This is a genomic window from Xenophilus azovorans DSM 13620 (assembly GCF_000745855.1).
GTDB classification, from domain to species: Bacteria; Pseudomonadota; Gammaproteobacteria; order Burkholderiales; family Burkholderiaceae_C; genus Xenophilus; species Xenophilus azovorans.
This window is the reverse complement of the sequence record NZ_JQKD01000008.1, coordinates 61257-74385: the sequence shown is the minus strand read 5'-3', so window position 1 is coordinate 74385 and position 13129 is coordinate 61257. Positions and strand designations below refer to the sequence as shown.

The 13129-nt window shown below is 72.6% G+C and carries 13 protein-coding genes; 6 read left to right on the top strand and 7 right to left on the bottom strand.

Going from position 1 to position 13129, the window contains the following annotated elements:
- Positions 1-8: 8 nt before the first annotated feature.
- From Q392_RS07225 to Q392_RS07210, 4 genes are read right to left on the bottom strand one after another with little or no spacing between them, the layout of a single operon-like run.
- Positions 9-425: a 6-pyruvoyl trahydropterin synthase family protein gene (locus Q392_RS07225; protein WP_038203789.1), complete on the bottom strand. Its 417-nt coding sequence runs from the start codon at positions 423-425 to the stop codon at positions 9-11.
- Positions 426-436: 11 nt separating this feature from the next.
- Positions 437-1417 (bottom strand): zinc-dependent alcohol dehydrogenase, encoded by a 981-nt coding sequence (locus Q392_RS07220; protein ID WP_038203786.1) that lies wholly within the window; start codon positions 1415-1417, stop codon positions 437-439.
- Positions 1408-2289: a 1-acyl-sn-glycerol-3-phosphate acyltransferase gene (locus tag Q392_RS07215; protein ID WP_051953048.1), complete on the bottom strand. Its 882-nt coding sequence runs from the start codon at positions 2287-2289 to the stop codon at positions 1408-1410. Before Q392_RS07215 ends, Q392_RS07220 begins: the two co-directional genes overlap by 10 nt.
- Before the next feature lie 39 nt (positions 2290-2328).
- On the bottom strand, positions 2329-3045 hold the full coding sequence (locus Q392_RS07210; protein ID WP_038203785.1) for an aspartate/glutamate racemase family protein: 717 nt from the start codon (positions 3043-3045) through the stop codon (positions 2329-2331).
- Between the two features lie 159 nt (positions 3046-3204).
- On the opposite strand from Q392_RS07210, the gene Q392_RS07205 reads away from it, so the two are divergent.
- Together Q392_RS07205 and Q392_RS07200 are read left to right on the top strand one after the other, a co-directional pair.
- Positions 3205-5397: a malate synthase G gene (locus tag Q392_RS07205; RefSeq protein WP_038203782.1), complete on the top strand. Its 2193-nt coding sequence runs from the start codon at positions 3205-3207 to the stop codon at positions 5395-5397.
- A 13-nt stretch (positions 5398-5410) separates the two neighbouring features.
- A complete protein-coding gene (locus Q392_RS07200; protein ID WP_051953046.1) occupies positions 5411-6241 on the top strand; it encodes an alpha/beta hydrolase in 831 nt (276 codons plus the stop codon).
- A 3-nt stretch (positions 6242-6244) separates the two neighbouring features.
- On the opposite strand, the gene Q392_RS07195 is transcribed toward Q392_RS07200, so the two are convergent.
- Complete coding sequence (locus Q392_RS07195) at positions 6245-7156, bottom strand: LysR family transcriptional regulator (protein WP_038203780.1); 912 nt, start codon at positions 7154-7156, stop codon at positions 6245-6247.
- A gap of 113 nt (positions 7157-7269) precedes the next feature.
- Between Q392_RS07195 and Q392_RS07190 the strand changes: the two genes are divergently transcribed.
- From Q392_RS07190 to Q392_RS07180, 3 genes are read left to right on the top strand one after another with little or no spacing between them, the layout of a single operon-like run.
- Positions 7270-8982 (top strand): alkaline phosphatase family protein, encoded by a 1713-nt coding sequence (locus tag Q392_RS07190; protein WP_038204118.1) that lies wholly within the window; start codon positions 7270-7272, stop codon positions 8980-8982.
- Positions 8975-9424 (top strand): cupin domain-containing protein, encoded by a 450-nt coding sequence (locus tag Q392_RS07185; protein ID WP_038203779.1) that lies wholly within the window; start codon positions 8975-8977, stop codon positions 9422-9424. Before Q392_RS07190 ends, Q392_RS07185 begins: the two co-directional genes overlap by 8 nt.
- 45 nt (positions 9425-9469) lie before the next feature.
- Complete coding sequence (locus Q392_RS07180) at positions 9470-10447, top strand: Bug family tripartite tricarboxylate transporter substrate binding protein (RefSeq protein WP_038203778.1); 978 nt, start codon at positions 9470-9472, stop codon at positions 10445-10447.
- Here the strand turns inward: Q392_RS07180 and Q392_RS07175 are convergent.
- Positions 10434-11363, bottom strand: coding sequence for a LysR substrate-binding domain-containing protein (locus Q392_RS07175; protein WP_038203776.1), 930 nt, complete (start codon positions 11361-11363; stop codon positions 10434-10436). The two genes, Q392_RS07180 and Q392_RS07175, sit on opposite strands and share 14 nt — an antisense overlap.
- Before the next feature lie 83 nt (positions 11364-11446).
- On the opposite strand from Q392_RS07175, the gene Q392_RS07170 reads away from it, so the two are divergent.
- Positions 11447-11755, top strand: a complete 309-nt coding sequence (locus tag Q392_RS07170) for a DUF2917 domain-containing protein (RefSeq protein ID WP_038203775.1) — start codon at positions 11447-11449, stop codon at positions 11753-11755.
- Between the two features lie 21 nt (positions 11756-11776).
- Here Q392_RS07170 and Q392_RS07165 read toward each other — a convergent pair whose 3' ends face one another.
- Positions 11777-13063, bottom strand: coding sequence for an MFS transporter (locus Q392_RS07165; protein WP_425425168.1), 1287 nt, complete (start codon positions 13061-13063; stop codon positions 11777-11779).
- Positions 13064-13129: the final 66 nt, after the last annotated feature.

The following is a 13129-nucleotide window of genomic DNA, read 5'->3' as shown; positions in this document are numbered from 1 at the left end:
CTCCGCCTTCAGGGCCGCGGCGCCGCCGGCAGCTCGCCCTCGTAGGCGGCCCAGGCGACGTGTGATTCGTGCAGCGTCACCTTCATCGCGCAGAGGCCGCCGGCGTGCGGCCCCAGCTCGCCCGCGTCGATCCGCGCGGCCACGCGGTCGAAGACGGCGCGGGCCAGGAACTCGGTCGTGGTGTTGCGGCCGTGGAAGACCGCTTCCTCGTCGAGGTTGCGGAAGTTCAGCTCGGCCAGCACGGTGCGCAGCATCGCGGTGAGCAGGCCGATGTCGGCCACGATGCCATCGGGGTCGAGTTCGGGCCGGCGCAGTTCCAGGTCCACCACGTAGGTGGCGCCGTGCAGGCGCTGCGCGGGGCCGAAGACCTCGCCGCGGAAGCTGTGGGCGATCATGAAGTGGTCGCGGACGTTGACGCTGTACATGGGCTTGCGGATCAGGGGTAGTCGATGCGGTGGCAGAGGGTGCCGTCGACGCCGGATGCGGCGAGCCGGGACAGCACCGAGGGCAGTTCGTCGAAGGGCGATGCGCCGGTGACCAGCGCGTCGAGCGCGGGATCGGCCAGCAGGGACAGCGCCAGCTCGAAGCGCCGGCGATGGCTCCATCGCGCGCGCTGCGCGGCGGCGACGTGGCCGACCTGCGAGCTTTTCAGCACCAGCCGGCGCGCGTGGAAAGCCGCGCCCAGCGGCACGCTCACCGGGCGCGAGCCGTACCAGCTCAGTTCCAGCACGGTGGCCTCGAACGCGGCGAGGTCCAGCGCGGTGGCGAGGCCCTCGGGGTGGCCGCTGGCGTGGATCACGAGATCGGCCTCGCGCCGCGCCACCGCGGGCACGGCGAAGTCCGCGCCCAGCCGCTCCGCGACACCGCCCTTGCCGGCCTGCGTGTCCACCACCTGCACCCTGCTGCCCGGCAACCGCGCCGCCAGCCATGCCACCAGCAGGCCGACCGTGCCACCACCCACCACGGCGATCCGGTCGCCCACGCGCGGCGCGGCGTCCCACAGGGCGTTGACCGCCGTCTCCAGGTTGGCCGCCAGCACCGCGCGTTCGGGCGGCACGCCGTCCGGCAGCGGGTGCACCGCCTCGGCCGGCACCACGTAGTGCGACTGGTGCGGGTGCAGGCAGAACACCGTGCGGCCCTGCAATTCGGGCGGCCCCTCCTCGACGACGCCCACGCTGCTGTAGCCGTACTTCACCGGCGCCGGGAACGCGCCCTGCTGGAAGGGCGCGCGCATGCGGTCGAACTCGCTTTCGGGCACCTCGCCGCGGAACACCAGCGTCTCGGTCCCCCGGCTGATGCCGCTGTGCAGGGCGCGCACCCGCACCTCGCCGGGGCCGGGCGCCGGCAGGGCCTCGGTGCGCAATTCGGCGCGGCCGGGCTCGGCCAGCCAGCACGAGCGCGCCTGGATCACGGACATCCGGCCGCCTCCGCGTCGTGCGCGAGCAGGAGCTGCCGCATCTGCGCGGCCATGCCGGCGCCCAGTTGCGGCAGTCCCTGCCTGTCCGCCAGGTGTGACGTGCCGAAGCGCACCCGGGCCACGCCGTTGCGGTAGCGCGGCAGCGTGATCTGCAGCGCCGCCGCCAGCTTCTCGCGGTTGGGCGGCGTGCGCCGCAGCAGGGTGAGCGGATGGCGCTGCGCGGCGGGCGAGATGACATGGCTCACCAGCGCCGGCACGAAGCGTGTGCCGGGCACCAGGCGGGCGAACAGGCGGTAGCTGTCGGACCAGCTCTCCAGCGAGGCCAGCGCGCGTTCCAGGCCGAAGGCGGCCGGGTCGGGCTCGATCTCCCCCGCGGGGAAGGTCAGCAGCGCGCCGCCGTCCTGCAGGTGCCGGGCGCCGGCGCGCAGCGCCGCCATGCGGCCGGACGCGTCCCCGGGCAGGAAGATCAGCTGCCGCGCCACGTGCGGCAGGGCGCGCAGGAAGGGCCGATCCAGCGCGATCACCCGCAGGTCGGGCCGGTGCGGCAGGCTGGAGAACAGCGCGACGGTGTCCGTCATGCCCGGATGGTTCGCCAGGATGACCACCGGGCCGTGCGCCGGGACCCGCTCGGCACCCGTCGTGCGCAGGCCCGCCGTCATCTGCGCCATCAGCCAGGCGCTGCCTTGCGACAGACCGTGCGCCCCCACCCGCTGGTCGAACTCGTGCGCCACCCGGGCGAAGCGGCGCGCCGGGGGCCGCAGCAGGCGGCCGAACGGCGTGCCGTGCAGGCGCGAGAGGCCGGCCGAGTCCAGCAGGTCGGCGAGGTTGACGTCGGTGAGCGCGTCGAGGGCGGCCGGCGGCGGGAGGCTCATGGCCGGCGCAGTCTGGCGCACCCGGACGGATCGCGCAAATCAGCCGGCGCCGACCGACCGCCGCAGCGCCGCGCGCGCCAGCAGCCGCGTGGAGTCGAGCGTGGGCAGCGGCGAGTTGGCGTCGCTCATCACCAGCGGGATCTCGGTGCAGCCCAGCACCACCGCGTCGCAGCCGGCCTCCTTCATGCCGGCGAAGACGCGCTGGAAGCAGGCGACGGCCGTCTCGCGCGGCGGCCCTTCCAGCCCGGGCACCAGCACGTCCATGATCGCGTGCTGGATCTCGTCGCGCTCCGCCTCGGAAGGCCGCAGCCACGCCAGCCCGCGCGCATCGAAGGCGGCCGGGTAGACCTCGCTGTCGACCAGCCAGCGCGTGCCGCTGATGCCGATGCGCCGCAAGCCCCGGCGCGCGGCCTCGTCGGCCACCACCTCGGCGATGTGCAGCCACGGCTTCGGCGAGCGCGGCGCGACGTGGCCGAAGGCCTGGTGGATGGTGTTGTCCGGGCAGACCAGGAAGTCCGCGCCGATGGCCGCCAGCTTGCGGGCCGAGTCGAGCATCAGCTCGCCCACGCCCTGCAGGTCGCCGCGCTCCAGGCAGGCGACGTAGCCGGCCAGCGAGGGCGTGTGCACCGACACCTCCGGATGCGCGTGCGGCCCGAGCAGCGCCGGGGCCTCGGCGCAGATCGTGCGGTAGCACAGGGCGGCGCCCTCGGCGGAGCAGCCGACGATGCCGATGTGCAGGGGCTTGATTACATTCATTTAAGTCACAAATTATTGGATTACCCGGCCATTAATCTTTGCCGTGGTATCAAATACAGTGTGGTTCGAGCGTCGGCGTCATGCTTGTCGCGCGCACGCGATCCCCTGTTTTCTAGCAACCTTCCGGCGGCCCCGCCGCCCTCCCGTCCGAGAGTCCCCATGACCGAACGCACCACGACCCAGCGCCTGCAGGTGGCGACCGAGCTGTACCGCTTCATCGAAGACAAGGTGCTGCCCACGGTCGGCCTGCAAAGCGAGCCCTTCTGGAAGGGCTTCGATGCCATCGTCCACGACCTCGCGCCCAAGAACGCCGCCCTGCTGGCCGAGCGCGACCGCATCCAGGCCGAGATGGACGCCTGGCACAAGGCCCACCCGGGCCCCGTCACGGACATGCCCGCCTACCGCGCGCATCTGGAGAAGATCGGCTACCTGCTGCCGCAGCCGAAGGGCGTGAAGACCACCACCGCGAACGTCGACGCCGAGCTGGCCCTGCAGGCCGGCCCGCAGCTGGTGGTGCCGATCCTCAACGCCCGCTACGCGCTCAACGCCGCCAACGCGCGCTGGGGCTCGCTGTACGACGCGCTGTACGGCACCGACGCCATTCCCGAGACAGACGGCGCCGAGAAGGGCAAGGGCTACAACCCGGTGCGCGGCGCCAAGGTGATCGCCTTCGCGCGCGAAGTGCTCGACCAGGCCGCGCCGCTGGAGAACGGCTCGCACAAGGACGCGACCGGCTACAGCGTCAAGGACGGCCAGCTCGTCGTCGCACTGCACAGCAGCAGCACGCGCCTGCAGGACCCGGCCGCCTTCGCCGGCTACCAAGGCGACGCGGCGAATCCCTCGTCGGTGCTGCTGAAGCACAACGGCATCCACCTCGACATCCGGATCGACCGCAGCACGCCCATCGGCAAGACCGACCCGGCCGGCGTGAGCGACGTGATCGTCGAGGCGGCTCTGTCCACCATCCTCGACCTGGAAGACTCCGTGGCCGTGGTGGACGCGCAGGACAAGGTGCTGGCCTACGGCAACTGGCTCGGCATCCAGCTGGGCACGCTGACCGAGGAGGTGAGCAAGGGCGGCAAGACCTTCACCCGCCGCCTGAACGCCGATCGCGTCTACACCGCGCCCGACGGCAAGGGTGAAGTGAAGCTGCACGGCCGCTCGCTCATGTTCGTGCGCAACGTGGGCCACCTGATGACCAACCCCGCCATCCTCTGGGGCGAGGGCAAGGAGATTCCGGAAGGCATCATGGATGCGGTGATCACCACCGCCATCGCCATGGCCGACCTGCAGGGCAAGGGCGCCGACGGCCTGCGCAACTCGCGCACCGGCAGCATCTACATCGTCAAGCCCAAGATGCACGGCCCGGCGGAAGTCGCCTTCGCCAACGAGCTGTTCGGCCGCGTCGAGCAACTGCTGGGCCTGCCGGCCGACACCGTCAAGCTGGGCATCATGGACGAGGAGCGCCGCACCAGCGTGAACCTGCAGGCCTGCATCGCCGCCGCGCCGGCGCGCGTGGCCTTCATCAACACCGGCTTCCTCGACCGCACCGGCGACGAGATGCACACCGCCATGCAGGGCGGCCCGATGCTGCGCAAGGGCGACATCAAGAACACCAAGTGGATCGCCGCCTACGAGAAGAACAACGTGCTGACCGGCCTGAACTGCGGCCTGCGCGGCAAGGCGCAGATCGGCAAGGGCATGTGGGCCATGCCCGACCTGATGGCCGACATGCTCAAGCAGAAGATCGCGCACCCCAAGGCCGGCGCCAACACCGCCTGGGTGCCCTCGCCCACCGCCGCCACGCTGCACGCGCTGCACTACCACCAGGTCAACGTGGCCGACGTGCAGAAGGCGCTGGAGAAGATCGACGCCGAGGCCGAGCGCGACAACATCCTGGCCGACCTGCTGCAGCCGCCCATCACCGCCACGCCGAATTGGAGCGACGCCGAGAAGCAGGCCGAGCTGGACAACAACGTGCAGGGCATCCTGGGCTACGTGGTGCGCTGGATCGACCAGGGCGTGGGCTGCTCGAAGGTGCCCGACATCCACGACGTGGGACTGATGGAAGACCGCGCGACGCTGCGCATCAGCAGCCAGCACATCGCCAACTGGCTGCTGCACGGCGTGGTGACGAAGGAGCAGGTGAACGCCACCTTCGAGCGCATGGCCGCGGTGGTGGACAAGCAGAACGCCGGCGACCCGCTGTACCGGAACATGGCCGGCAACTTCAAGGCCAGCGCCGCCTACCAGGCCGCGCAGGACCTCGTGTTCAAGGGCATCGAGCAGCCCAGCGGCTACACCGAGCCGCTGCTGCATGCGTGGCGGCTGAAGGTCAAGGCCGCGGGCTGAGGCACGTGGCGCCGTGAGCGCGCAGTTCCAGTACGTCGAAGGCCAGGCCCGCCCCGGCTTTGCGGCCCTGCTGGCCGGCTACGAAGCCGACGGCCGGGCGGCCGTGGCGCAGTGCGCGCCGCGGCTGGACGTGCCCTACGGCACGCAGCCGCGCCAGACGCTCGACCTGTTCGCCGCAACCGGGCCGGCGCGCGGCGCCCTGCTCTACCTGCATGCCGGCTACTGGCAGTCGCGCGACAAGGCGCTGTTCCGCTTCCTGGCGCCGGGCCTGGCGGCGCTCGGGCTGCACGTGGCGCTGGCCAACTACCCGCTGTGCCCGTCGGTCACGCTGGACGCGCTGACCGAGGCGGTGCGCGAGGCCGTGCCGGCGGTGCTGCGCGAGACCGGCGGCGCGCTGCCGCTGGTGGTCGCCGGCCATTCGGCCGGCGCGCACCTGGCGGTGGAGCTTGCGCTGACCGACTGGCCGGCACGCGGCCTGCCGGCCAGCCCGATCGCGGCGGTGATCGCGCTCAGCGGCATCTATGAACTCACGCCGCTGGTCGACACCACGCTCAACGCCAACCTGCGGCTGGACGCCGCCGCCGCGGCCCGCCGCTCCCCCGTGCGGCGCGTGCGCGGCGGCCTGCCGCCGGCGCTGTTCGCCGTCGGCGGCGACGAGACGCCAGCCTTCCTCGAACAGAACCGGGACATGCACGCGGCCTGGCAGGCAGCGGGCAATGCCGGCACCTGTATCGCGCCGGACGGCGACGACCACTTCAGCCTGCTGCGCACCTGGATCTCGCCGGATGCGGCGCTGCACCGGCACACGCGCGCGCTGATCGAGCGCGCCTGCCCCGCCCGCTGAGCCTCAGCCCGAGGCCGGCCGCGCCAGCCGGCGCGCTTCTTCCAGCAGGGCGTCCAGCAGGCGCTGCGCCGGCACGGTGAGCGGAGCGTCGGCGCGCCACATCACGTGCACCGTCGTGGCAGGTAGCGGCTCGCGGATCGGCAGCCGCACCAGCCCCATGCGCGGGCCGTAGTAGTCGAAGAAGCCGTGCGGCATCAGGCCCACGCAGTCGAGTTCGCACAGCACGGCCAGCAAGGTGGAGAAGGACTCGCACACCAGCGGCGTGGCCGGCGCCGCCGTGCCCGCGGGCCAGAGGCCCAGGTGCGCCGGGTCGCCCGGTCCGCCGGCCGGCCCGGTCAGCACCCAGGCGGCGTCCGCCAGCTGTGCCAGGCGGCGCGCGTGCTGCAGCGGGTGGCCCTTGCGCGCGGCCACCACCAGGTCGCTGTCGAACAGCGGCTGCATCAGGATGTCGCGGCCGCCACCCTCGCCGGGCAGGGGGCCGATCGCCAGGTCCAGCTCGCCGGCCCGCAGTTGCGCGAAGGCGCGCGGATAGAGCGTGTCCACCAGCCGGATGTGCACCTGCGGCCAGCGCGCGGAAAAGCGCGCCACCGCGCCCGGCACCAGCAGCGCCGCGGCCGCCGGCGACACGCCGACGCCGATCGAGGCATGCGTGCGCTCGACGTGCCAGGCCACCTCCTCGCGCGCCCGGGCGAGCTCGCGCAGCGCGGAGGCGGCGCGCGCGGCCAGCAGCTCGCCGGCGGGCGCCAGGCGGGCCCCCTTGGGCGAGCGCTGCACCAGGGTGGCGCCGAACTCTTCCTCGAGCTGCCGCAGCGCCTTGGTCAGCGCCGGCTGGCTGACGTGCAGCGTCTCGGCCGCCGCGCGCAGGCTGCCGGTCTCGGCCAGGGCCAGCAGCAGGTGCAGCTGTTGCATCCGCATCGGGGGTGCCTCCATCGCAATAACCGGAGGTTATCAGCATCAGAAATGGCGAAGCACGGCCGCAGGGGCACTGCCTAGCATCCATGCACGACCTCAAGACCACGGCGGAACCCATGTCCCCACGACGCGCCAGGAACATCCTCTTCATCATGTGCGACCAGCTCCGAGCGGACCACCTGTCCTGCTACGGCCACCCGCGGCTGCACACGCCCCATCTCGACGCGCTGGCCGCGCGCGGCGTGATCTTCGACCGCGCCTACGTGCAGTCGCCGGTGTGCGGCCCCTCGCGCATGAGCTACTACACCGGCCGCTACGTGCAGTGCCACGGCGCGAGCTGGAACTTCGTGCCGCTCAAGGCCGGCGAGCCGACCATCGGCGACCACCTGCGCCCGCTGGGCGTGCGCTCGGTGCTGGTGGGCAAGACGCACATGCGCGCCGACCTGGCCGGCATGTCGCGGCTGGGCATCGACCCGCAGTCGACCGTCGGCGTACGCATCGCCGAGTGCGGCTTCGACCCCTACGAGCGCGACGACGGCATCCATCCCTACTCCGGCCACGACCCCGACCCGAGCTACAGCGACTACCTGCGCGCCAACGGCTTCGACGGCGAGAACCCGTGGGAGGAGTGGGCCAACGCCACCGTCGACGAGGAGGGGCGCCTGCGCTCGGGCTGGTTCCTCAAGTACTCCAACCGCGCCGCGCGCATCCCGGACGAGCACTCCGAGACGCCCTACATCACGCGCCGCGCAATGGACTTCATCCGCGAGGCCGGCGAGCAGCCGTGGTGCCTGCACCTGTCGTACATCAAGCCGCACTGGCCCTACATCGCACCCGAGCCCTACGCCAGCATGTACGGCCCCGAGGACGCGCTGCCGGCCGTGCGCAGCGAGCGCGAGCGCGCCGATCCGCACCCGGTCTTCCGGGCCATGATGAACCACCGCGTCTCGCGCACCTTCTCGAAGGAAGGCGTGCGCGAGGCGGTCATGCCGGGCTACATGGCGCTGATCAAGCAGATCGACGACCAGATGGGCGTGCTGTTCGCCTTCCTGGAGGAGCACGGCCTGATGGACGAGACCATGATCGTCTTCTGCGCCGACCACGGCGACTACCTGGGCGACCACTGGATGGGCGAGAAGGACCTGTTCCACGAGCCGGTGATCCGCACGCCGCTGATCGTCTACGACCCGGACCCGCGCGCCGACGCCGCGCGCGGCACGCGATGCGACGCGCTGGTGGAGGCGATCGACCTGGCGCCCACCTTCCTGGACGTGTACGGCGGCACCGCGCTGCCGCACGCGATGGACGGGCGCTCGCTGCGGCCGCTGCTGTTCGGCCAGCGGCCGGCCGACTGGCGCGAGCACGTGGTGTGCGAGTACGACTTCTCGTTCCAGGAGTCGCGCATCGAGCTGGGCGTGAAGCCGCGCGACGCCTGGATGCGCATGATCTTCGACGGCCGCTGGAAGTACGTGCTGTTCGAGCACTTCCGCCCGATGCTGTTCGACCTGGCCGCCGACCCGAACGAGTTCGAGGACCTGGGCGCCTCCGAGGCGCCCGAGCACGCGGCCGCGCGCGCGCGGCTGCACGAGGCGCTGTTCCGCTGGGCGCGCGCGCCGCGCCAGCGCACCACGGTGGCCGACGGCACCATCGAGTCGGTCGAGGTGCAGCCGCGCATCACCGAGGGCGGCATCCTGATCGGCTACTGGGACGAGCAGGACCTGGCCGAGGCGCGCCGCCACTTCAAGCCCCGCTTCGCATCCACCAACCCGCTGGTCAAGTCCACCCTGGACCGCCTGACCTCGCCCCAAGGAGCCCCCACCCATGAATGAAAGCCCCGACATCACGCGCGCGCACACCGGCATGGACGGCGTGTCCTGGAACATCCTGGGCCAGGTGTACGTGCCCAAGCAGATGACCGACGACAGCTTCGCCTGGCACGCCACCTTCCCCGAGGAGACCTTCGTGCCGCCGCACGTGCATCCCGAGCAGGACGAGTACATCTACGTGCTGGACGGACGCATCGACCTGCTGCTGGACGGGCGCACGAGTTCGGCGTCCGCGGGCGACCTGGTGCGCATGCCGCGCGGCCTGCCGCATGCCTTCTTCAACAACTCGGGCAAGCCCGTGACCGCCCTGTTCTGGGCCGCGCCGGCCGGCCGGCTGGTGGAGCTGTACCAGCGCATCCACAACATGGCCAGCCCGGCCGAGGTGGTGCGCGTGGCCGGCGAGTACGGCGTCCATTTCTTCCCGCCGGTGTCCTCCGCGGCCTGAGCGCGCACGGGCAGGCAAGGCACACCACAACAACGGAGACGACCCATGATGATGATGAACCGCCGCGCGCTGCTGGGCGCCCTCGGCGCCTGCGCGCTCGCGCAACCCGCCGCCGCCCAGGCCGACTACCCGAACCGCCCCATCCGCATCATCGTCCCGCTGCCGCCGGGCAGCCCGCCGGACGTGCTGGCGCGCGTGGTCGGCGAGCGCCTGCAGCACGAATGGAAGCAGCCGGTCGTGGTCGAGAACCGCCCCGGCGCCACCGGGATGATCGGCCTGGACGCGGTCGCCAAGGCGCCGCCCGACGGCTACACCGTGGGCATCATGTTCCTCACGCACACGGTGCTGCCCGCGCTGTTCGGCCGCACGCCCTACGACACGCAGCGCGACCTGGCGCCGCTGGCCAACCTGGCCTGGCTGTACAACGTGCTGGTGGTGCCGGCCAACTCGCCGGCGCGCTCCGTGCGCGACCTGGTGCAGCGGGCCGGCGCGCAGCCCGACGCGCTCACCTACGGCTCGGGCGGCATCGGCTCGCCGGCGCACCTGCTGGGCGCGGCCTTCTGCCAGACCACCGGCACCCGGATGCTGCACGTGCCCTTCAAGGGGCCTTCCGAATCCGTCCAGGGCCTGCTGGGCGGGCAGGTGGACGCGATGTTCGCCACCACCTCGGTGGCCGTGCCGATGGTGCGCGGCGGCAAGCTGCGGCCCCTGGCCGTGACCAGCCCGGCGCGGCTGGCGGCGCTGCCGGAGGTGCCCACCATCGCCGAGAGCGGCATCACCGGCTTCGAGATCCGCGAATGGGAAGGCATCGTCGCCCCCGCCGGCCTGCCTGCCGCGCTGGTCGACAGATGGAGCCGCGCCCTCGCGCGCATCATGTCGCAGCAGGAGGTCAAGGACCGGCTGCTGGACCTGGGCATGACCGCCGCCGAACCGGACACGCCCGCGGCGTTCGGCACCCTCATCGGCAGCGAGCTGGCCTACTGGTCGAAGCTGGTGAAGAGCGCCGGCCTCAAGGCCCAGTAGCCGGCACCGCCTCGGCCTCCGCGCGCAGCCAGCGCACGAAGTCCTGCGCGTCGGCATTGCCGGCGGCGCGGCGCGCGCTCTCGATGAAGTAGCCGCGCTGCGATGCCGCGCCGGCGCCGAAGGGCGCCACCAACCGGCCGCCGTGCACCAGCTCGTGCAGCAGCGGCAGCCGCCCGATCACCACGCCCTGGCCCGCCACGGCGGCGGCGACCGCGTCGGCGTATTGGCTGAAGCGCAGCGAGTTCTTCATCCGCAGCTCGGGCAGGCCCATCACCTGCAGCCAGGGCTCCCAGTCGGAGGTCGGGGCCTCGGCGTGGTTCGGCATCTCGATGGCCAGCAGCGTGTGCCGGGCCAGGTCGGCCGGCGTGCGCAGCGTCCCGGCCAGCGCCGGCGCACACAGCGGCATCACCGACTCCTCGAACAGCGCCGGCCCCGCGCCGCGCGCGATTGGCACGAAGCGCACCGCGAGGTCGAGGCGGTTGCGCTCGAGGTCCTGCACCTCGAGCGTGGCGGACAGGCGCACGTCGACCTGCGGCCGCGTGGCGGTGAAGCGCGCCAGCCGGGGAATGAGCCACAGCGTCGCGAAGCCCGGCGTGCAGGTCAGCGCCACCTGCCGCGGCGGCGGCACCGCGCGCAGCCGCGCGGTGGCGTCGCGCAGGCGTTCCAGGCTGTCGACCACCGCGCGCTGCAGCACGCGGCCGGCCTCGGTGAGCGCCAGCGCGCGGTGGCGGCGCTCGAACAGCAGCACGCCCAGGCTGGCCTCCAACTGCTGGATCTGGCGGCTGACGGCCGACTGGGTGAGGCTGAGCTCGCCGGCCGCCTGCGTGAAGCTGAGCGTGCGCGCGGCCGCCTCGAAGCTCCTGAGCAGTTCCAGGGGAGGCAGCGCATGCTCGCTGTTCGCATTCTCTCTACGCATGCAACGAGTTCCGAATGACCGCGTGAACAGTGGCGCCCTGCTCACTATATTCATTCCCATTGCGAATGCAAAAGGAGCACCCCATGGCGACCGACCCGAACCGCTTCCAGCTCGGCCTGCCCGCCCGGGCGATCTTCACGCTGCCCGACGGCGCCGGCGTCGGCATCACCTGCCGCAGCGGCAGCGTGTGGGTGACGATGGACCGCGACCCGCGCGACATCGTGCTTGCGCCGGGCGAGCGCTTCGAGGGCCGCGAGCACCGGCGCATGCTGGTGTCGGCGCTCGAGGCGTCGTGCATCAGCGTCTCGGGCACGCGCCCCGCCGCGCTGCCACTGGCCGCGCCGGCCGCGGCGCCCTGGCGGCCCGAACAACAGGGGCTGTGCCCGGCCTGAGCCGCGGGCGGCGCGCCGGCCTCAAGGCGCCGGCATCGCGGGCGCCGTGCGCGCCTGCGGCATCCGCGCGAAGGCCAGGGCGCCAGCGGCCAGCATCGCCGCCACGGTGAGGAAGGCGGCGCGCAGCGGCTCGATGCCCTGCTGCGCGGCCCAGGTGGCGACCGCGCCGGTGAGCCACTGCATCAGCGCCACGCCGAGGAACATGGCGGTGTTGAGCAGCGCGATGGCGCGCCCGGTGACGGCCGCCGGATAGGAGGACTTGACGTAGGCGTACTGCAGCACGTTGTAGCCCGACAGCAGGCCGTAGAAGACGGGCAGGACGATGTCGATCCACAGCTGCCCCGTCAGCGCCATGACGGCGAACAGGGCGGCGGCGAGCGTGGCGCAGGCCGCCATCCAGCGCGGCCGGCGGGTACGCCCCGGGTCGAGCCGGCCGAACAGCGAGGGGCCGACGATGCCCGTCAGCGTCATCGCCAGCGCGACGTTGCCGCTGGCCACCAGCGACAGCGCATGCCGGTCGTGCAGCATCGGCCCGAGCCACAGGCCGCGCAGCGTGATGAAGGCGGCGTACGACACGGCGGCGAAGCACAGGATGCCGCGGGTGTGCGGCAGGCGCAGCAGCGGCAGCATCTCGCGCAGCGCCTGGCGCAGCGAGGGCCGGGCGCTGCCGGTGGCCTCCTGCGCCGGCCGCGGCGGCGCGGGCTCGCGCACGCGCCAGTACACGGCCAGCCAGGCCAGCAGCGCCACGCCGCCCAGCGCCAGGTAGCCGGCGCGCCACGAGAAGGCCTCGATCAGCCACGCCAGCGGCGTGCCGGTGAACAGGATGCCCAGGCCGGAGATGCTCATCGCCAGCCCCGACATGGCGGTGAAGCGCTCGGCCGCGAAGTGCCGCGCGATGAACACGGTGCAGGCCAGGAAGGCGGGCGCGCAGCCGATGCCGATCAGGGCCTGCCCCAGCACCAGCGCGCCGAAGCCCGGCGCGAAGGCGCACAGCGCGGCGCCGCCGACGGCCATCGGGAACGCGCACAGGACGGTGCGGCGCACGCCGTACAGGTCCAGCGAGAGCCCCATGGTGATCTGCAGCAGGCCGAAGCCCAGGTGGAAGGCGCTGGACCACAGGCCCAGCTGCCGGGCGCTCAGCCCGTAGACGGAGATGAGCGGCGTGGCCATCATCGCGCCCAGGGTGCGGAAGGCCTGGCTGAGCGCGAAGGCGCAGGCCAGCGCGATCAGCATGTGGAGCAGGGGATCGCGCCAGCCCGTGCGGGCGGACGGCGGCGTGGTGGCAGGGGTCGGCTTGGAAGGAGGCAAGGGGGCGATGGTACGGAGTCCGGCGGGAACGGGTTGGCCGCACGCGCGCGGCGCAGCAGAATCGCG